The organism is Pseudomonas sp. FG1, assembly GCF_034313875.1.
Taxonomy (GTDB): Bacteria; Pseudomonadota; Gammaproteobacteria; order Pseudomonadales; family Pseudomonadaceae; genus Aquipseudomonas; species Aquipseudomonas veronii.
In genome coordinates this window covers 155462-174347 of sequence record NZ_JAVIWP010000001.1, presented here as the reverse complement: position 1 = coordinate 174347, position 18886 = coordinate 155462, and the positions used below count along the sequence as shown (strand labels likewise).

13 protein-coding genes and 1 tRNA gene are annotated in these 18886 nt (G+C 59.8%); 9 read left to right on the top strand and 5 right to left on the bottom strand.

What is annotated here, in order from left to right:
* Positions 1-59 precede the first annotated feature (59 nt).
* The 9 genes from RGV59_RS00810 (at position 60) to RGV59_RS00770 (ending at position 9925) form a co-directional block, all read left to right on the top strand.
* Positions 60-136 (top strand) — tRNA-Met (locus RGV59_RS00810).
* 141 nt (positions 137-277) lie between these two features.
* Positions 278-736: a ribosome maturation factor RimP gene (gene rimP, locus RGV59_RS00805; protein ID WP_026140087.1), complete on the top strand. Its 459-nt coding sequence runs from the start codon at positions 278-280 to the stop codon at positions 734-736.
* 47 nt (positions 737-783) lie between these two features.
* Entirely contained in the window at positions 784-2265 is a 1482-nt protein-coding gene (nusA, locus tag RGV59_RS00800) for a transcription termination factor NusA (protein WP_008057419.1), read from the top strand.
* 27 nt (positions 2266-2292) lie between these two features.
* Entirely contained in the window at positions 2293-4821 is a 2529-nt protein-coding gene (infB, locus tag RGV59_RS00795; RefSeq protein ID WP_017847423.1) for a translation initiation factor IF-2, read from the top strand.
* A gap of 159 nt (positions 4822-4980) precedes the next feature.
* Entirely contained in the window at positions 4981-5376 is a 396-nt protein-coding gene (gene rbfA, locus RGV59_RS00790) for a 30S ribosome-binding factor RbfA (RefSeq protein WP_017847424.1), read from the top strand.
* Between the two features lie 3 nt (positions 5377-5379).
* Positions 5380-6297, top strand: a complete 918-nt coding sequence (gene truB / locus RGV59_RS00785; RefSeq protein ID WP_014719950.1) for a tRNA pseudouridine(55) synthase TruB — start codon at positions 5380-5382, stop codon at positions 6295-6297.
* Positions 6298-6456: 159 nt separating this feature from the next.
* Positions 6457-6726, top strand: coding sequence for a 30S ribosomal protein S15 (gene rpsO, locus RGV59_RS00780; RefSeq protein ID WP_003176135.1), 270 nt, complete (start codon positions 6457-6459; stop codon positions 6724-6726).
* 195 nt (positions 6727-6921) lie between these two features.
* Positions 6922-9027, top strand: a complete 2106-nt coding sequence (gene pnp, locus RGV59_RS00775; protein ID WP_017847425.1) for a polyribonucleotide nucleotidyltransferase — start codon at positions 6922-6924, stop codon at positions 9025-9027.
* A gap of 295 nt (positions 9028-9322) precedes the next feature.
* Complete coding sequence (locus RGV59_RS00770; RefSeq protein ID WP_017847426.1) at positions 9323-9925, top strand: BON domain-containing protein; 603 nt, start codon at positions 9323-9325, stop codon at positions 9923-9925.
* A gap of 192 nt (positions 9926-10117) precedes the next feature.
* Here RGV59_RS00770 and RGV59_RS00765 read toward each other — a convergent pair whose 3' ends face one another.
* The 5 genes from RGV59_RS00765 to pgi form a co-directional block, all read right to left on the bottom strand.
* A complete protein-coding gene (locus RGV59_RS00765; RefSeq protein ID WP_126586603.1) occupies positions 10118-13051 on the bottom strand; it encodes a DUF748 domain-containing protein in 2934 nt (977 codons plus the stop codon).
* Positions 13052-13139: 88 nt separating this feature from the next.
* On the bottom strand, positions 13140-14156 hold the full coding sequence (locus tag RGV59_RS00760; protein WP_046382046.1) for a class I SAM-dependent rRNA methyltransferase: 1017 nt from the start codon (positions 14154-14156) through the stop codon (positions 13140-13142).
* A 57-nt stretch (positions 14157-14213) separates the two neighbouring features.
* Entirely contained in the window at positions 14214-15083 is an 870-nt protein-coding gene (locus RGV59_RS00755) for an oxygenase MpaB family protein (RefSeq protein WP_126586602.1), read from the bottom strand.
* A gap of 16 nt (positions 15084-15099) precedes the next feature.
* The gene (gene acs, locus RGV59_RS00750; protein ID WP_126586600.1) at positions 15100-17037 is read right to left on the bottom strand and encodes an acetate--CoA ligase; all 1938 of its coding nucleotides are present in this window, start codon (positions 17035-17037) and stop codon (positions 15100-15102) included.
* Between the two features lie 105 nt (positions 17038-17142).
* The gene (gene pgi, locus RGV59_RS00745) at positions 17143-18807 is read right to left on the bottom strand and encodes a glucose-6-phosphate isomerase (RefSeq protein WP_017847431.1); all 1665 of its coding nucleotides are present in this window, start codon (positions 18805-18807) and stop codon (positions 17143-17145) included.
* Positions 18808-18886 lie beyond the last annotated feature (79 nt).

The window sequence follows — 18886 nt, the reverse complement described above, 5'->3', positions numbered from 1 at the left end:
GGTGGAAGGTTACATTGACCCTGTAAGGGATCGGTCGTATACTTCCGCCCCAGCTTTGTCGCGGGGTGGAGCAGTCTGGTAGCTCGTCGGGCTCATAACCCGAAGGTCGTCGGTTCAAATCCGGCCCCCGCAACCAGTTTTAGCGGAGCCCCTTATTAAGGGGCTTTTTGTTAGCTGGACACTTTCAACGCCGCTATTCGACGGCGTTTCAAGGATGGGCGTTTCGCCCATTTTTTTATTTTGCACAGCATGCACATACATGCACGAGGGGGTTCAGGTGTCGAGCAAGCTAGAAGAGTTGCAGGCCTTGCTGGCCCCGGTGGTCGTGGCCCTGGGCTATGAATGCTGGGGTATTGAGTTTTCGGCTCAAGGTCGCCACTCAATGTTGCGCGTTTATATTGATAAAGAGGGCGGCGTGCTGGTGGACGATTGTGCCATTGTCAGCCGTCAGATCAGTGGTGTCCTGGATGTTGAAGATCCAATCGCCGTTGAGTACACCCTCGAAGTTTCCTCGCCTGGCATGGAACGCCCACTGTTCACTCTCGAGCAGTTTGCAAAATTTGCCGGTGGACAAGTGAAAATCAAGCTGCGATCTCCCTTTGAAGGGCGACGCAATTTTCAGGGCCTTCTGCGCGGTGTAGAAGAGCAGGATGTCGTGGTGCAAGTAGAAGACCATGAGTTCCTGTTGCCGATCGATATGATCGACAAGGCCAACATTATTCCCAGTTTTGACTGAGACGCGGATCCCGCGGATCCAATGGCTTGCGAAAGGCGAGGCGTACGATGAGCAAAGAAGTACTGCTGGTTGTTGAGTCGGTATCCAATGAAAAGGGCGTACCGGCAAACGTGATTTTTGAAGCGCTGGAGCTGGCCCTGGCCACTGCGACCAAAAAGCGTTTTGAAGACGAAGTTGATCTGCGTGTGGAAATCAACCGCCACACCGGTGCCTATGAAACTTTCCGTCGCTGGACGGTCGTTGAAGAAGCCGATCTTGATGATCCGGCCATCGAAACCTGGCCGAGCAAGGTCGCTGAAACGCACCCTGGCGCCAAGGTCGGTGATGTTGTCGAAGAAAAGATCGAATCGATCGAGTTCGGCCGTATTGCTGCACAAACTGCCAAGCAGGTCATTGTGCAGAAGGTTCGCGAGGCCGAGCGCGCTCAAGTCGTTGACGCCTATCGCGAGCGCCTGGGTGAAATCATCTCCGGCACCGTGAAAAAAGTTACCCGCGACAACGTGATCGTCGACCTGGGCAACAACGCCGAAGCGTTGCTGGCCCGCGAAGACATCATTTCTCGCGAAACCTTCCGTGTCGGCGTGCGTCTGCGTGCGCTGCTCAAGGAAATCCGCACCGAGAACCGCGGTCCTCAGCTGATCCTGTCGCGTACCGCGCCGGAAATGCTGATCGAACTGTTCCGCATCGAAGTGCCGGAAATCGCCGAAGGCCTGATCGAAGTCATGGCTGCGTCCCGCGACCCGGGTTCGCGCGCCAAGATCGCGGTCCGTTCCAAGGACAAACGCATCGACCCGCAGGGCGCTTGCATTGGTATGCGCGGTTCGCGCGTCCAGGCAGTGTCGGGCGAGTTGGGCGGTGAGCGTGTGGATATCGTCCTGTGGGACGATAACCCGGCGCAGTTCGTGATCAACGCCATGTCGCCGGCTGAAGTGGCGGCAATTATCGTTGACGAAGATGCCCATGCCATGGACATCGCCGTTGGCGCAGACAATCTGGCTCAGGCCATTGGTCGTGGTGGTCAGAACGTGCGTCTGGCCAGCCAACTGACCGGCTGGACCCTGAACGTGATGACCGAATCGGACATCCAGGCTAAGCAGCAAGCTGAAACCGGTGACATCCTGCGCAACTTCATCGACGAGCTGGAAGTCGACGAAGACCTGGCGCAGGTGCTGGTAGATGAAGGCTTCACCAGCCTGGAAGAGATTGCCTACGTACCGTTGGAAGAAATGCTCAACATCGATGGCTTTGACGAAGACACCGTCAACGAGCTTCGCGCTCGGGCCAAGGATCGTTTGTTGACTAAAGCCATCGCTACTGAGGAAAAGCTGGCAGACGCCCATCCGGCCGAAGACCTGCTCTCGCTTGAGGGTATGGACAAGGATTTGGCGATGGAACTGGCGGTGCGCGGCGTAATTACCCGCGAAGACCTGGCCGAGCAGTCTATTGACGATCTGCTCGACATCGACGGCATTGACGATGATCGTGCCGGCAAGTTGATCATGGCCGCCCGAGCCCATTGGTTCGAGTAATTAGGCGCGGCCTGAGGAGAGAAGTGCATGACGCAAGTCACGGTGAAACAACTGGCCGATGAGGTCAAAACACCGGTAGAGCGCCTGTTGCAGCAGATGCGTGAGGCAGGTCTGCCGCACACCGCCGCCGATGAAGGTGTGAGCGATAGTGAGAAGCAGTCTTTGCTGACTCACTTGAAGAGCAGCCACAAGGCGAAAGTGGAAGAACCGCGCAAGATTACATTGCAGCGCAAAACCACCAGCACCCTGCGTGTTGCTGGTAGCAAGAGCATCAGCGTTGAAGTACGCAAGAAGAAAGTCTTCGTACAGCGCAGCCCGGAAGAAATCGAAGCCGAGCGCAAACGCGAACTGGAAGAACGTCGCGCAGTAGAAAATGCTGCTCGTCAGAAGGCTGAAGAAGAAGCCAAGCGTCGCGCCGAAGAAGAAGCGCGTCGCCAGCCTGCTGCTGCGCAACCTGCTGCCACTGATGCGGTCGCTGCTCCTGCTGCCGCGCCTGTAGAAGCTGCGCGTGAGGCCGCTCCGGTGGCCGCTGCACCAGCACCTGCTGCTGATGCGCGTAAACGCGACGAACCTCGTCGTCCGGACAAACCACGTGCCGACGATAACAGTCGTCGCGGTGGCGGCGGTGATGGTGAGCGCAAAAACGCTCCGCATCGTGCTTCGGTCAAAGAGAAAGCGCCTGCGCCACGCGTTGCCCCACGTACCACCGACGAAGAAAGCGACAGCTTCCGTCGTGGTGGTCGCGGCAAGGCCAAGCTGAAAAAACGCAACGCCCACGGTTTCCAGAGCCCAACCGGCCCTGTCGTGCGTGAAGTGAAGATCGGCGAGACCATCACTGTGGGCGATCTCGCCCAGCAGATGTCGGTCAAGGCAGCTGAAATCATCAAGTTCATGTTCAAGCTGGGCACTCCGGCCACCATCAACCAGGTACTGGATCAGGAAACTGCCCAACTGGTTGCTGAAGAGCTGGGCCACAAAGTGACCCTGGTCAGCGACACCGCCCTGGAAGATTCCCTGGCCGAGTCCCTGAAGTTCGAAGGTGAAGCCGTTTCCCGTGCGCCGGTCGTGACCGTAATGGGCCACGTTGACCACGGTAAGACTTCCCTGCTCGACTACATCCGTCGTGCCAAGGTTGCGGCAGGCGAGGCTGGCGGTATTACCCAGCACATCGGCGCCTACCACGTTGAAACCGATCGCGGCATGGTGACGTTCCTCGACACCCCTGGTCACGCCGCGTTTACCGCGATGCGTGCCCGTGGTGCCAAGGCGACCGACATCGTGATCCTGGTCGTTGCAGCAGACGACGGCGTGATGCCTCAAACCATCGAAGCCGTTCAGCATGCCAAGGCAGCTGGCGTACCGTTGGTGGTTGCGGTGAACAAAATCGACAAGCCGGGCGCCGATCTCGATCGCATCCGTAGCGAACTGTCGGTTCACGGCGTGACTTCCGAAGAATGGGGTGGCGACACTCCATTCGTACCGGTCTCGGCGAAAGTCGGTACTGGCGTTGACGAACTGCTCGAAGCTGTTCTGTTGCAAGCCGAAGTCCTGGAACTGACCGCTACGCCATCGGCTCCTGGCCGTGGTGTTGTGGTTGAGTCCCGCCTCGACAAGGGCCGTGGCCCGGTGGCGACCGTTCTCGTTCAAGACGGTACCCTGCGCCAAGGCGACATGGTGCTGGTCGGTTCGAACTATGGCCGTGTACGTGCCATGCTCGACGAGAACGGCAAGTCCATCAAGGAAGCCGGTCCGTCCATCCCTGTCGAGATTCTCGGCCTGGACGGTACCCCGGACGCTGGCGACGAGATGAGCGTGGTTGCCGACGAGAAGAAAGCCCGTGAAGTGGCTCTGTTCCGTCAAGGCAAGTTCCGCGAAGTCAAGTTGGCCCGTGCTCACGCCGGCAAGCTGGAAAACATCTTCGAGAACATGGGCCAGGAAGAGAAGAAGACGCTTAACATCGTCCTCAAATCTGACGTCCGTGGTTCCCTCGAAGCGTTGAACGGCGCCTTGAATGGCCTGGGTAACGACGAAGTGCAAGTGCGTGTCGTCGGTGGCGGTGTCGGTGGTATCACCGAGTCCGACGCCAACCTGGCACTGGCTTCCAACGCTGTACTGTTCGGCTTCAACGTGCGTGCCGATGCTGGCGCTCGCAAGATCGTCGAGCAGGAAGGCCTGGACATGCGTTACTACAACGTCATCTACGACATCATCGAAGACGTCAAGAAAGCCCTCACCGGCATGCTTGGCAGCGACGTCCGGGAGAACATCCTGGGTATCGCCGAGGTGCGTGACGTGTTCCGCTCGCCGAAATTCGGCGCGATCGCCGGCTGCATGGTTATCGAAGGCACCGTTCACCGTAACCGTCCGATCCGTGTACTGCGTGAAGACATCGTTATCTTCGAAGGCGAGCTGGAATCCCTGCGCCGCTTCAAGGATGACGCTTCCGAAGTACGTGCCGGCATGGAATGCGGTATCGGCGTCAAGAGCTACAACGACGTCAAGGTTGGCGACAAGATCGAAGTCTTCGAGAAGGTTCAGGTTGCTCGCAGCCTCTAACTCGCGCACTTCAGGAGCCACGCCGCGTGTGGGCATGCAAATGCCCCGCGCAACGTCCGGACTCTAAACGCAACGCCCGGTCTGGCTTTTGTCAGGCCGGGCGTTTGCCGCTTTCAGACCCCACGGGTTTCACCGTGTGGCAGTAACAGGTAACAAGACATGGCAAAAGAATACAGCCGTACCCAACGTATCGGCGATCAGATGCAGCGCGAGCTGGCCCAACTGATCCGTCGCGAAGTCAAAGATCCTCGTGTTGGCCTGGTCACCATCACCGCCGTTGAAGTGAGCCGTGACGTAGGTCACGCAAAAATCTTCATCACCGTGATGGGTGAGGACAGCAGCGAAGAAATCGCGCAAAGCATCAAGGTGCTCAACTCGGCCGCAGGTTTCCTGCGCATGCAGTTGGCCCGCGAAATGAAGCTGCGCAGCGTGCCTCAGTTGCACTTCCACTACGACGAAAGCGTCGTGCGTGGCGCGCACCTGTCGGCATTGATCGAGCGCGCCGTGGCTGAGGATAATCAGCATCCGTCCACACCTGAAGACGCCAAGGAGTAAGCGGTGGCTCAGGTCAAACGTATCCGTCGCAACGTCAGCGGCATCATTCTGCTCGACAAGCCCATTGGCTTTACCTCCAATGCCGCCTTGCAGAAGGTCCGCTGGCTGCTCAATGCCGAGAAAGCCGGGCACACCGGCAGCCTCGACCCCCTGGCCACCGGCGTGTTGCCGTTGTGCTTTGGCGAGGCCACCAAGTTCTCGCAATACCTGCTCGATTCCGACAAGGGTTACGAAACCCTGATGCAACTGGGCAAGACCACCACCACGGCCGATGCCGAGGGTGATGTTTTGCAGGTTCGCGACGTGACCGTTGGTCGTGCTGATATCGAGGCTGCTTTACCCGCTTTTCGTGGGCAAATCAGTCAGATACCGCCGATGTACTCGGCGCTCAAGCGCGATGGGCAACCACTTTACAAGCTGGCTCGTGCGGGTGAAGTAGTGGAGCGCGAACCGCGTTCTGTTACTATTGCGCGCTTGGAATTGCTCGCCTGTGAAGGCGACACCGCACGCCTGGCCGTGGACTGCAGCAAAGGCACCTATATCCGTACCCTGGTGGAAGATATCGGTGAAAAGCTCGGTTGCGGCGCGTATGTCGCAGAACTGCGACGGACCCAGGCCGGCCCTTTCAGCCTGGCCCAGACGGTGACGCTGGAAGAGTTGGAAGCGGTACACGCCGAAGGCGGCAATGAAGCGGTCGATCGCTTCTTGATGCCATCGGACAGCGGTTTGCTCGATTGGCCATTGCTGCACTTCTCGGAGCACAGCGCGTTCTACTGGCTCAACGGCCAGCCGGTACGTGCCCCGGACGCGCCGAAATTCGGCATGGTGCGGGTACAGGATCATAACGGTCGCTTTATCGGTATCGGTGAAGTGAGCGAAGACGGGCGCATCGCGCCGCGTCGACTGATTCGGTCAGAATGACCGAAACCAGTTTGTGGTAAAAGCGTATCAGCCTTTACGCAAGCTGGAACGAGGGTGGCTGTTAACAGGCACGGTCACTACTCATTTTTAGATACAGGGATTTGTCCCTGGCCTGTTGAAACTGCCCTTTGGGTGGTTTCCTGAAAAAAGGATTGCCTCATGGCTCTCGACGTTCAAGAAAAAGCACAAATCGTAGCTGACTATCAGCAAGCTGTTGGTGACACTGGTTCGCCAGAAGTGCAAGTTGCACTGCTGACCCACAACATCAACAAACTGCAAGGTCACTTCAAGGCCAACGGTAAAGATCACCACTCCCGTCGTGGTCTGATCCGCATGGTAAACCAGCGCCGTAAGCTGCTGGACTACCTGAAAGGCAAGGATCTGGGTCGTTATCAGGCTCTGATCGGTCGCCTGGGTCTGCGTCGCTAATAAGCGATTGCGCTAGAGGTTGGTTGTTTGCCGTGTGTCAGTGGGATTCCCGCTGGCCCATGGCAGGCTTCCAGCCTCAAGTTTTATCTGGATACACGTTTTACCCCTGGACAAGGGTTGGGCCGATTCCCGACATTGCCCAAGAATTTCGCAAGAAGACAAGTTCCCCAAGAGCCACAAAGAAGGTAGGACACCGTGAACCCGGTTATCAAAAAATTTCAGTTCGGTCAGTCGACCGTTACCCTCGAGACAGGCCGTATCGCCCGTCAAGCCTCCGGCGCAGTGCTGGTTACCGTTGACGACGACGTTACCGTACTGGTGACCGTTGTAGGCGCCAAGACTGCAGACCCAAGCAAGGGCTTCTTCCCTCTGTCTGTTCACTACCAGGAAAAGACTTACGCTGCCGGTAAGATCCCTGGCGGTTTCTTCAAGCGCGAAGGCCGTCCTTCCGAGAAAGAAACCCTGACTTCCCGACTGATCGACCGTCCGATCCGTCCGCTGTTCCCAGAAGGCTTCATGAACGAAGTGCAGGTTGTCTGCACCGTCGTCTCCACCAGCAAAAAGACCGATCCGGACATCGCTGCGATGATCGGTACCTCGGCTGCCCTGGCTATCTCCGGCATTCCTTTCGATGGCCCGATCGGCGCTGCGCGCGTGGCTTTCCACGAAAGCACCGGCTACCTGCTGAACCCGACTTACGAGCAACTGAAAGCCTCGAGCCTGGACATGGTCGTTGCCGGTACCTCGGAAGCCGTACTGATGGTTGAATCGGAAGCCAAAGAGCTGACCGAAGACCAGATGCTGGGCGCGGTACTGTTCGCTCACGACGAGTTCCAGGTTGTGATCAACGCCGTTAAAGAACTCGCTGCCGAAGCCGCCAAGCCAACCTGGGCCTGGGCTCCGCAAGCCGAAGCCACCGAACTGCTGGGTGCGATCCGTGCCGAGTTCGGCGAAGCGATCTCCCAGGCCTACACCATCACCGTCAAGGCCGACCGTTACGCTCGCCTGGGCGAGCTGAAGGATCAGGTCGTTGCCAAGCTGTCCGGTGAAGAAGGCCAGCCTTCTGCCAGCGACGTCAAAGCAGCATTCGGCGAAATCGAATACCGCACCGTTCGCGAAAACATCGTTAACGGCAAGCCACGTATCGACGGTCGCGACACCCGCACCGTGCGTCCGCTGAACATCGAAGTCGGCGTTCTGCCGAAGACTCACGGTTCTGCGCTGTTCACCCGTGGCGAAACCCAGGCCCTGGTCGTTGCGACCCTGGGTACTGCCCGCGACGCACAGCTGCTGGACACCCTGGAAGGCGAGAAAAAAGACCCGTTCATGCTGCACTACAACTTCCCGCCGTTCTCGGTGGGCGAATGTGGTCGCATGGGTGGCGCCGGTCGTCGCGAAATCGGTCACGGCCGTCTGGCCCGTCGTTCGGTTCAGGCCATGCTGCCAGCCGCCGACGTGTTCCCGTACACCATCCGTGTAGTGTCGGAAATCACCGAGTCCAACGGTTCCAGCTCCATGGCTTCGGTCTGCGGTGCTTCCCTGGCACTGATGGACGCTGGTGTGCCGATGAAGGCGCCGGTTGCCGGTATCGCCATGGGCCTGGTCAAAGAAGGCGAGAAGTTCGCCGTCCTGACCGACATCCTGGGTGACGAAGACCACCTGGGCGACATGGACTTCAAAGTAGCCGGTACCGCTAAAGGTGTTACCGCGCTGCAGATGGACATCAAGATCAAGGGCATCACCGAAGAGATCATGGAAATCGCTCTGGGCCAAGCCCTGGAAGCGCGCCTGAACATCCTCGGTCAGATGAACCAGATCATTGGTCAGTCCCGCACCGAACTGTCGGAAAATGCTCCGACCATGATCGCGATGAAAATCGACACCGACAAAATCCGTGATGTCATCGGTAAAGGCGGCGCGACCATTCGTGCGATCTGTGAAGAGACCAAGGCTTCGATCGATATCGAAGACGACGGCTCGATCAAGATCTTCGGCGAAACCAAGGAAGCTGCAGAAGCGGCGCGTCAGCGCGTTCTGGGCATCACTGCCGAAGCCGAGATCGGCAAGATCTACGTCGGTAAAGTTGAGCGCATCGTCGACTTCGGCGCATTCGTCAACATCCTGCCGGGCAAAGACGGTCTGGTTCACATCTCCATGCTGAGCGACGCTCGTGTTGAGAAAGTGACCGACATTCTGAAAGAAGGCCAGGAAGTGGAAGTGCTGGTACTGGACGTGGACAACCGCGGCCGTATCAAGCTGTCTATCAAAGACGTGGCAGCAGCCAAGGCTTCGGGCGCTTAAATACCCGCAGGCTTCACGCTGAAAAAAGGACTCTTCGGAGTCCTTTTTTTATGCGTGCAGGAAAATGCCGAAAAATCAGACGCTTAATCACAGCCAAAAGCCGCAACTTGCATGCAGCCACGCTCTGCTTCATGCAAATTGCACGAATCCGAAAATTCGCTCAATCTATAACTCTTTGTTTTTAAAGGGTTTATTTGCAGACTTCGACTTGGCACAGTGCCTGCAACAGTCCTGTTAATGCTGCAGCATCAAGGTTCACACACTGCAGACTTTTAATAAAACAGGAGTTACTCGTATGAAGAAGTTCGCTCTCGCTACCGCAACTGCTACCGCCCTGACCCTGGCCATGGCCAACGTTGCCTTCGCTCAAACCGCGCAGGCGCCGATGACGCTGGCAGCTGGCGAAATGACCAAAGCCAAAGAGTCCACCTCGGACACTTGGATCACCACCAAAGTCAAAGCTGACCTGCTGACCGAAAAGGGCATCCCAGGTTCGGACATCAAGGTTGAGACCAACAAAGGTGTGGTTTCCCTGTCTTCGACCGTTGCCATCTCTGACTCGCAGAAAGCTACCGCTGTCGCCATCACCAAGCGTATCAAGGGTGTGACCGCTGTATCCGCTGACGGTCTGCTGGCTGGCGGTGCGGTAAAAGCCGACAACATCGACACATCCAAAGAAGCCGCTTCGGACACTTGGATCACTACCAAGGTGAAGGCTGACCTGGTTACTGAGAAAGGCATTCCGGGTACCGACATCAAAGTCGAAACCAACAAGGGCGTAGTTTCCCTGTCTTCTTCCGTTGCAGTGACCGAAGCGCAGAAAACTACCGCGGTGAACATCACCAAGAAAATCAAAGGCGTGAAAGCTGTATCGGCCGATGGCCTGAAAGCAGAGTAACGCTCAACCAATCGCTGAACTAGGCGGCGGCGGCAACGAGTGAGTTAGATATCCACTCAATGCACCTCACGGGTTCATGCGACCGACCATAGGGATGTGGTCATTACAGGCCCCGGCACATGTGTCGGGGCCTGTTCTATTCCGGCCAGGAATGCTATCGAAGTGCGCGCCAGCTTGCGCTGGCGCGTGGGGTCATTCGGCGTCCAGATGCATCTGCGTTACCACCCGGCCATCCTTCTCGGCCTGGCCCAGTTTGGCGTCGACGAAGTACACCCGGTCATCTTCCAGCTGCCCTTTGTCGACCAGGTAGTCCTTGATGGTGCTTGCGCGGTCCTGACCGAGCTGGCGCAACAGCACGTCGCTGCTGCTCCAGAACGTGATCACGCCGTCCTTGAGTTTGGCCGTGCGTTCATCGTCGCTCAGGTTTTTCCACTCCGCCGGTGGTTGTTGTTTCAGGCGGGTGCGGTAGATACCTTCGAGCAAGGGGGCTTTTTCCTTTTCCGGTACTTGCAGCAAGGACGCCTGGGCCGGAACCTTGTCGCCACGGCGCTGCAGGATCTTGTAGTAGTTATATTGGTATTCGCGCTCCAGGCGCTGCTCGGCGAGGAATTTGCCGTCACTGTCGGCCGCCGCCGTGCCTTCGATTTCCAGGCGCAGGGTAGGGCGTTCTTTGAGGGCCTTGGCCAAGGTGTTCAGGGCGCCCTCGGCGTCTTTGTTCAGTTCGCTGGAGCCTGCGGCGAACGAGACGTTGCCGAGGTCTTCCGAACCGCCGCCGCTCACCAGCCCACCGATAAACTTGAACGGCGCCGTTGCCGCGCGCACCACCAGGTTGCGCAGGGTCTGCCAGATGATCGGCATCACGCTGAATTGCGGGTTGTTCAAGTCGCCGCTGATGGGCAGTTCAATCGAGATCTTGCCGTCAGAGTCCTTGAGCAGGGCGATCGCCAGGCGAATCGGCAGGTCTACCGCATCGGCACTGTCGACTTTCTCACCCAGTTGCAGTTGCTCGACCACCACTTTGTTCTCGGCCTTCAGTTGGCCTTTGGTGATAACGTAATGCAGGTCGAGGTTGAGGCGACCCTTGCGAATCCGGAAACCGGCGAACTTGCCCGAGTAGGGCGTCAGGGTCGTCAGCTCGACACGTTTGAAGCTGGTGGCGATATCCAGTGCCGCCATCGGATCAAACGGGTTCACGCTGCCTTTGATGGTCACCGGTGCATAGCGATCCACCTTGCCCTTGATGTCGACAGCTGCCGGTTTGGCCTGGCGGCTGTCAATGGTGCCAATCTGCCCGTTGAGCTGTTGGATCGCGGTGGCGAAGTTGGGCGTGAGGCTGAAGTCGGCGAAGTTGGCCGAACCGTCGTTGATCGCGATCTGCCCGATATGAATACCCAGCGGTTTTTCTTTGCTTGCCGCCGGCTTGGCCGCCGACTTGGCGCCGCTGTCGGCCGGCTGTGGAATCAGCAGGTCGTCGACGTTGGTGGTGCGATCATCGTTGATCATGAAGCGCACATAGGGCTGTTGCAGGTTGATCTTGTCGATCGACAGGCTGTCGCCATGCTGGTAGTTCAGCCCTTCCAGCACCAGGCGCTGCCATTTGAGGAAGTCACGGGTCTTGAGGGTGTCGAGGGTGTGCAACTGATCGACCTGCGCCCGGCCGGTGATCTGTAGGGCCAGCGGCTCGGTGCTTTTGAGGTTCACATCGAGGTTGCTGCCGAGCATGCCGCTACGCAGTTCCAGGCGGATGAACGGGCTGATATAGGACTGCGCGACCCGCAGGTCGATGTCCTGGGTGTTCACTTTCAACTTGGCGCTGACCGGGTTGAGGTTGACCTCGCCGGTTGCCTGGATCTTGCCTTGCTTGCCCAGGCCGGTGTCGACCTTGAGGGTGAAGGGGCTGCCGTTGAGGCTGTCGAAGTTCTGCACATCGACGTTCAGCGGGCCGAGTTCCAGTGCGACCGCAGGTTTGGCCTGGCGGTCGGCCAGGTGGACCTGATAGTTGCGCAGTTGCACATCCTTGAGCAGCACTTGCCAAGGCTTGCTCGGCGCTGCGGGCGCGGCTTTGGGCGAGTCGGCAGCTGCTGGCGCGCTGGCCGCTTCCGGCGCCTTGGCCGGCTTGCCCGGCTGGCTGGCGAACAGTTTCTGCCAGTCCAGTTGGCCATCGGCTTCGCGGGCGGCCCAGGTTTCCAGCTTGTTGCTGCGGATCTTGCCGACCACCACCTGCTGCTTGGCCAGGTCGATCGTGGTTTCGCTGACGTCCAGGCGCTCCAGGCGCACCAATGGCCGGCCATCCGGCGCCTTGATGGCGAACGGCGCGATGCTGGCGACGGTGTTGGTCAGGTTCAGTTCGGTTTCTTTGGCCAGGCTGAACGTGTAGTCCGTGCTGAAGTTGAGCACGCCGTTTTCGAGGACCAGGGGCAGGGCGTCGCGCACATAGGGCCACCAGGCTTTCATCTTGCCATCGGTGATTTTCAGGGTGCCTTTGGACGTGATCGGCACCAGGCTGACGTTACCCTTCCAGTCGATCTGCCCGCCTTCCGGGCCGGCGGCGACCAGGGTCATGTCGGCATTGTCTTCCGGCAGGGTGCTGAGGTTTTTCAGCTCGAAGTCGAGTTTGTCGTAGAGGAACTCGATTGGCTCGCTGGGGCGCAGGTCTTCAAAGTGCAGATAGCCGCCCGCCAGCTTGATCCGCTCGATCCGCAACGGGAACGGTTTGGCGTTGGGGTCTGCCGGTATCGGTTCGCTGGGTGGCAGTTTGAACAACTGCGCCAGGTTCAACTGGCCGGACTTGTCGAACAGCAACTCGGTCTTGGGTTTGTCGAGTTGCACATCGGCCAGGTGCAGGGCGCGGGTCCACAGGCTGTCGAGCTGCAGGTTGGCGTAGAGCCGCTCGAAACCCACTTGTTCCTTGCCGGGGTCGCCGATCTTGAGGCCCCACAGCGTCACTTCCAGGCTGAATGGGTTGAGCTCGATACGCTCGATGCGGGCCGGCACCGTGGCGTAGTTGGCCAGCTGTTGGTTGGCTATGCGAAGGGCAATGCCGGGCAAAATCAAAAAGCCCAGCAAGCTGTACAGGGCAACGGCAGTCAACAAGGCGCCAGTGGCGCGAATCAATCCTTTGGGCATGGGGCGGCGCCATCTATGTCGAACAGGAGTGCCTTGGAGTATGGCACGGGTTTTCGGTTCCGAAGAGCCACCCTCTTTCAGAAAATTCCTATAACTGCAGGATCAGAGTCTTCAACGGAGGTTGCTGGTCTTGTGACGGAAAGTCGGCGCCAGGAGGCATGATTTGCCAGTCGCGCACCGGACGCCCGGCTTTCTCGGCGCAACGTAGCACCTGCTCACGCCAATCGTCCATGCTCACTTTTGCCAGGTTGTTGCAGCAGATCAGCACGCCGTCATCGGCGGTTGCCAACAGCGCCGGCTTGAGCAGGCTTTGATAGTCGCGCAACAGGTCGACGGTGCCGAAGGCGCTCTTGGCCCAGGCCGGCGGGTCAAGCAACACCAAGTCATATTGACGCGGTTCCAGGCGCGGATAGCTCGGCAGTTTCTGCCCGCGCCGCTGGGTGATCGGCAGGCCGGCCAGTTGGCGAATCGCCGGGAAATAATCGGATTGCACGAACGTCATGGGTGCCAGTTGCGGGTTGAGCAGGCCGTTTTCGCGGCCGACCGCCAGGTTGCCTTCGGCAAAATCCAGGTTGCACACGTCACGGGCACCGCCGGCCGCGGCGCTCAGGCCCACGCCACAGGTGTAGGCGAACAGGTTCAGTACGCTTTTGCCGGCACTGTGTGTCTTGACCCAGCCGCGGGTGTTGCGCAGGTCGAGGAACAGCAACGGGTCTTGCCCGGCATGGCGCCCGCGCACGCGGTAATTGAGGCCCCATTCGTGGCCGACCAGGTCCTGCAGCGCTTGCGGTGTGGCGCGGTAGACCGTGTCTTCGCGGTCGATCCGCGAGTTGCCACGGGAACGGTCGTTGTACACCAGCAGCAATTCCAGGCCCATGTACTGGCTGATCAGTTGATGCAGGTCCAGCAAGTCTGCGCTTTCCAGCGGTTGGTGGAAGCTCTGCACCAGCAGTTGCGGGCCATAGCGGTCGATGGTCAGGCCACCGGCGCCTTCCTGGCTGCCGTGGAACAACCGGTAACAGTCGGTGCCTTGGGCGTGCAACTCGCTGATCAGGCCTTGACGATGATCGAGGGCGGCGCGCAGCGCCTGGTTCAGGGGAGACATGGAGCGCGCCTTGCTGGGTAAATGTGGGCGCGGAGTTTAGCAGTTATGGAGCGTCGCCTACATCAACCCCATCCGCCGATGCGCGCGCTGCACCGAGCCATTGTGCATTGCCCAACGCAGCACCGGCGCGCTGCGCTTGACCCCGGCACGCACCAGCTGGCGTTGCAGCAGGCTCGGGTGTTGCCCCAGCATGTCGGCGGCCCAGGCCGGCAGCAGGTCGATCCCGGCCTGCATCATCAGGGCGCCAAAGGGTTTGGCCAGGGTGCTGGGCGCCGGGGCTTCGAGCAGCAGGCGCAGCACTTCGCGGCTGCGCGCGGCGCACAATAATTGTGGACGGATACGCGCCAGATAATCCGCAATTTCCTCGCGTGAGCGCGGCACATTCCGCGCGCCCAGGCGTTCGGCGACCAGGGCGATTTCGTTGTAGTAACGATCCTGATCGCGCCCCGACAGCTGCGGGTTGCGATAACGCACGTGTGCGGCGAGGAAGCTGCTGACCTCCGCCACATGCACCCAGGTCAGCAACTGCGGGTCGCTGGCCGCGTAGGCGCGGCCGTCGGGCGCATGGCCGACAACCTGCAGGTGAATGGTGCGTACTTTCTCGATCAGCCAGTCGGCGTCTTTGCGCGAGCCGAAGGTGGTGCCGGAAATGAACTGCGACGTGCGGCGCAGGCGCCCGAGCATGTCCTGGCGAAAGTTCGAATGGTCCCACACACCAGCCAGCGCCAATGGGTGCAAGGCTTGCAGCATCAAGGCGCTGATGCCGCCGATGAGCATGCTGCTGAAATCGCCATGCACTTGCCAACTGACCGAGTCCGGGCCGAACAGGCCGGGGTCGCCCTTGGGGTTTTCCAGGTCCAACTGGCCCAGCGACAAGCCGGTGAGGCTCATCAACTGGGTTTCGATACGGCTGCGGATAAATTCCATGGCGACGCGCGGGTTCCTATCGGTTCAGGCGTTTGTCGATCAGGCCGGCGACCACGCTGGGGTCGGCCAGGGTGGAGGTATCTCCGAGGCTGTCCAACTCGTTGCAGGCTATTTTGCGCAAAATGCGTCGCATGATCTTACCCGAGCGGGTTTTCGGCAAGGCCGGGGCCCATTGGATCAGTTCCGGTTTGGCAAAGCTGCCGATTTCCTTGCTGACCAGTTCGAGCAGATGTTTCTTCAGTGTCTCGCTGGGCTCCACGCCATTCATCGGCGTGACGAACGCATAGATGCCCTGGCCTTTGACGTCATGGGGGTAGCCCACCACCGCAGCCTCGGCGACCCAGTCATGCAACACCAGGGCACTTTCCACCTCGGCGGTGCCGATACGGTGGCCGGAGACGTTGATCACATCGTCGATGCGCCCGGTGATCCAGTAGTCGCCGTCTTCGTCACGCCGCGCGCCATCGCCGGTGAAGTAATAACCGGGGTAGGGTTTGAAATAGGTGTCGATCATGCGCTGCGGGTCGCCATAGACACTGCGGATCTGCCCCGGCCAGCTGGATTTGATCGCCAGCACGCCGCTGCCCGGGCCGTTGATTTCCTTGCCGTGCTCATCGAGCAGCACCGGCAGCACGCCGAACATCGGTTGGGTCGCGCAGCCGGGCTTGATGCGCTGGGCGCTGACCAGCGGGCTGAGCATGATGCCGCCGGTTTCGGTCTGCCACCAGGTATCGACAATCGGGCAGCGTTGTTCGCCGACGGCGTTGAAGTACCAGTCCCAGGCTTCCGGATTGATCGGCTCACCGACGCTGCCGAGCAGGCGCAGGCTGGCGCGGGAGGTGTTCTCCAACGGAGTGTGGCCCTCGCGCATCAATGCGCGCAGGGCCGTCGGCGCGGTATAGAAGATATTGACCTGGTGCTTGTCGATGACCTGCCAGAAGCGCGAGCTGCTCGGGTAGCTGGGCACGCCTTCGAACATCAGCGAGGTGGCGCCATTGGCCAGCGGGCCGTACACGATGTAGCTGTGGCCGGTGACCCAGCCCACATCGGCGGTACACCAGAACACTTCGCCGTCGCGGTAGTCGAGCACGTACTTGAAGGTCATCGCGGCTTGTAGCAGGTAGCCGCCGGTGGTGTGCAGCACACCCTTGGGTTTGCCGGTGCTGCCGGAGGTGTAGAGGATAAACAGCGGGTCTTCGGCGCCCATCGGCTCGGGTGGGCAGTCATCGCTGGCGGCATCCACGGCCTGTTGATAGTTGAGGTCGCGGCCTTCGCTCCAGTTCACGGCGGCCCCGGTGCGCGCTACCACCAGCACGGTGCTGACGTTCGGGCAACTGGCCAGGGCCTTGTCGACATTTTGTTTCAACGCCACCGGCTTGCCGCCGCGCACGCCTTCATCGGCGGTGATCACCGTGCGGCAGTCGGCGTCGAGAATACGGTCGCGCAGGGCGTCGGGTGAAAAACCGCCAAACACCACCGAATGCACCGCCCCAATCCGCGTACAGGCGAGCATGGCGTAGGCCGCTTGCGGAATCATCGGCATGTAGATGCACACCCGGTCGCCTTTTTTCACGCCACGGCTTTTCAGCACATTGGCCAGGCGGCTGACGTTTTGATGCAGTTGGCGGTAGGTGATGGTGGAAGATGCTGTCGGATCATCGCCCTCCCAGATGAAGGCCGGTTGCTCGGCGCGTTGCGCCAGGTGGCGGTCGATGCAGTTGTAGCTGACGTTCAATTGGCCGCCGGCAAACCATTGGGTGGCGCCGGTCTGGATGTCCGAGGTATTGACGGTGTGCCAGGGCGTGGTCCAGTCGAGAAAGCGCCTGGCCTGTTCGGCCCAGAACGTGTCCGGCTGTTCGATGGATTGGCGATAGAGGCGCTGATAGTCCTCTTGACTCAGTTGCGCAGCCCGGCGGACGGCATCGGCGATGGGAAACATGCTGATATCGAACATGAGCGATCCTTATTCTTGTTTTTGCGACAAGTCATAAAGATGCACCCAGTCGGGGGCGGGTTCAAGGCCGACGTCCGAATGGACGCCGGCCCTGTGTGACCGACATCAGCCGCGGTGACGACCGCGGAAGTAGTTGATCAGGCCCTGGGTCGACGCATCGTCGGCCAGGCTTTCTTCGGCGCCGGTCAGGCGGTTGTAGACGCCCTTGCCCAGTTCCTTGCCCAGCTCCACGCCCCATTGGTCGAAGGCGTTGATGCCCCAGATCACGCTTTGCACGAACACTTTGTGTTCATACATCGCGACCAGTGCGCCCAGGCGCCGCGGGCTGATGCGCTCGACCACCAGGGTGTTGCTCGGACGGTTGCCCGGGATCACCTTGTGCGGGGCCAGCTTCTGCACGTCGGCTTCCGGCAGGCCCTTGTCGCGCAGCTCGGCTTCGGCTTCGCTGCGGGTCTTGCCGAGCATCAGCGCCTGGCTCTGGGACAGGCAGTTGGCGTACAGCCACTGATGGTGGTCGGAGACCGGGTTGAAGCTGACGATCGGCACGATAAAGTCGGCCGGGATCAACTGGGTGCCCTGGTGCAGCAATTGGTGGTACGCGTGCTGACCGTTGCAGCCCACGCCGCCCCAGATCACCGGGCCGGTATCGGTGGACACCGGCGTACCGTCCTGGCGCACGCTCTTGCCATTGGATTCCATGTCCAGCTGTTGCAAGTGTTTGGTGATGTTACGCAGGTAGTGGTCGTAGGGCAGGATCGCATGGCTCTGCGCGCCCCAGAAGTTGCCGTACCACACACCCAGCAGGCCGAGCAGCACCGGCATGTTCTGTTCGAACGGCGCGTTCTGGAAATGCTGGTCCATGGTGTAGGCACCGGACAGCAGTTCCTTGAAGTTCGACATACCGATGGCCAGGGCGATGGGCAGGCCGATGGCCGACCACAGCGAGTAACGGCCGCCGACCCAGTCCCACATCGGGAAGATGTTTTCTTCGCGGATGCCGAAGGCCACGGCGGCCGCGTTGTTGCTCGATACGGCGATGAAGTGGCGATACAGCTCGGCTTCCGAGCCGCCCTGGGCCAGGTACCAGGCGCGGGCGGCCTGGGCGTTTTTCAGGGTTTCGAGGGTGTTGAAGGATTTCGACGAGACGATGAACAGCGTGGTCTCGGCGCGCAGCTTCATGGTCAGCTCGTGGAACTCGCTGCCGTCGATGTTCGCCAGGTAGTGGCAGCGCACGCCTTTGTGGGCGTAGGACAGCAACGCTTCGGAGACCAGCTCCGGGCCGAGGAACGAGCCACCGATGCCGATGTTCACCACGTCGGTGATCGGCTTCTCGGTGTAGCCGCGCCACAGGCCGTCGTGGATGCGGCCCACGAGGTCGGTGATCTGGTTCAACACCTTGTGTACGTCCGGCATGATGTTCACGCCGTTGACCGACAACTTGTCGCCCACCGGGCGGCGCAGAGCGGTGTGCAGGGCAGGGCGACCCTCGGACGAGTTCACCGGCTCGCCGGCATACAGCGCGTCGATCGCGGCTTTAAGGTCGACTTCCTTGGCCAGGTCCACGAGCAGGTTGCGGGTTTCGCTGGTGATCAGGTTTTTCGAGTAATCGAGGAAAAGCCCGCAGCTGCTCAAGGTGAATTGGGAAAAACGCTGAGGATCGGCGTTGAACGCGTCGCGCATGCTGAAATCCTGCATGGCTTGGCGATGTTGATTGAGCGCTCGCCAGGCGGGCAGAGCGGTAACGTCATGAGGGGTGCGGTAGTACGCCATCGCTGCGGGTTTCCTTTTATTACGGGGACTGCCTTTAGGACACTTCAAAGCCCGAAACATCCAGTCTTTCATCAAGCAA

Coding starts and splice junctions, on each gene's coding strand:
- nusA (WP_008057419.1), top strand. CDS start 784: ATGAGCAAAGAAGTACTGCTGGTTGTTGAGTCGGTATCCAATGAAAAG.
- infB (WP_017847423.1), top strand. CDS start 2,293: ATGACGCAAGTCACGGTGAAACAACTGGCCGATGAGGTCAAAACACCG.
- rbfA (WP_017847424.1), top strand. CDS start 4,981: ATGGCAAAAGAATACAGCCGTACCCAACGTATCGGCGATCAGATGCAG.
- rpsO (WP_003176135.1), top strand. CDS start 6,457: ATGGCTCTCGACGTTCAAGAAAAAGCACAAATCGTAGCTGACTATCAG.
- RGV59_RS00770 (WP_017847426.1), top strand. CDS start 9,323: ATGAAGAAGTTCGCTCTCGCTACCGCAACTGCTACCGCCCTGACCCTG.
- RGV59_RS00765 (WP_126586603.1), bottom strand. CDS start 13,051: ATGCCCAAAGGATTGATTCGCGCCACTGGCGCCTTGTTGACTGCCGTT.
- RGV59_RS00760 (WP_046382046.1), bottom strand. CDS start 14,156: ATGTCTCCCCTGAACCAGGCGCTGCGCGCCGCCCTCGATCATCGTCAA.
- RGV59_RS00755 (WP_126586602.1), bottom strand. CDS start 15,083: ATGGAATTTATCCGCAGCCGTATCGAAACCCAGTTGATGAGCCTCACC.
- acs (WP_126586600.1), bottom strand. CDS start 17,037: ATGTTCGATATCAGCATGTTTCCCATCGCCGATGCCGTCCGCCGGGCT.
- pgi (WP_017847431.1), bottom strand. CDS start 18,807: ATGGCGTACTACCGCACCCCTCATGACGTTACCGCTCTGCCCGCCTGG.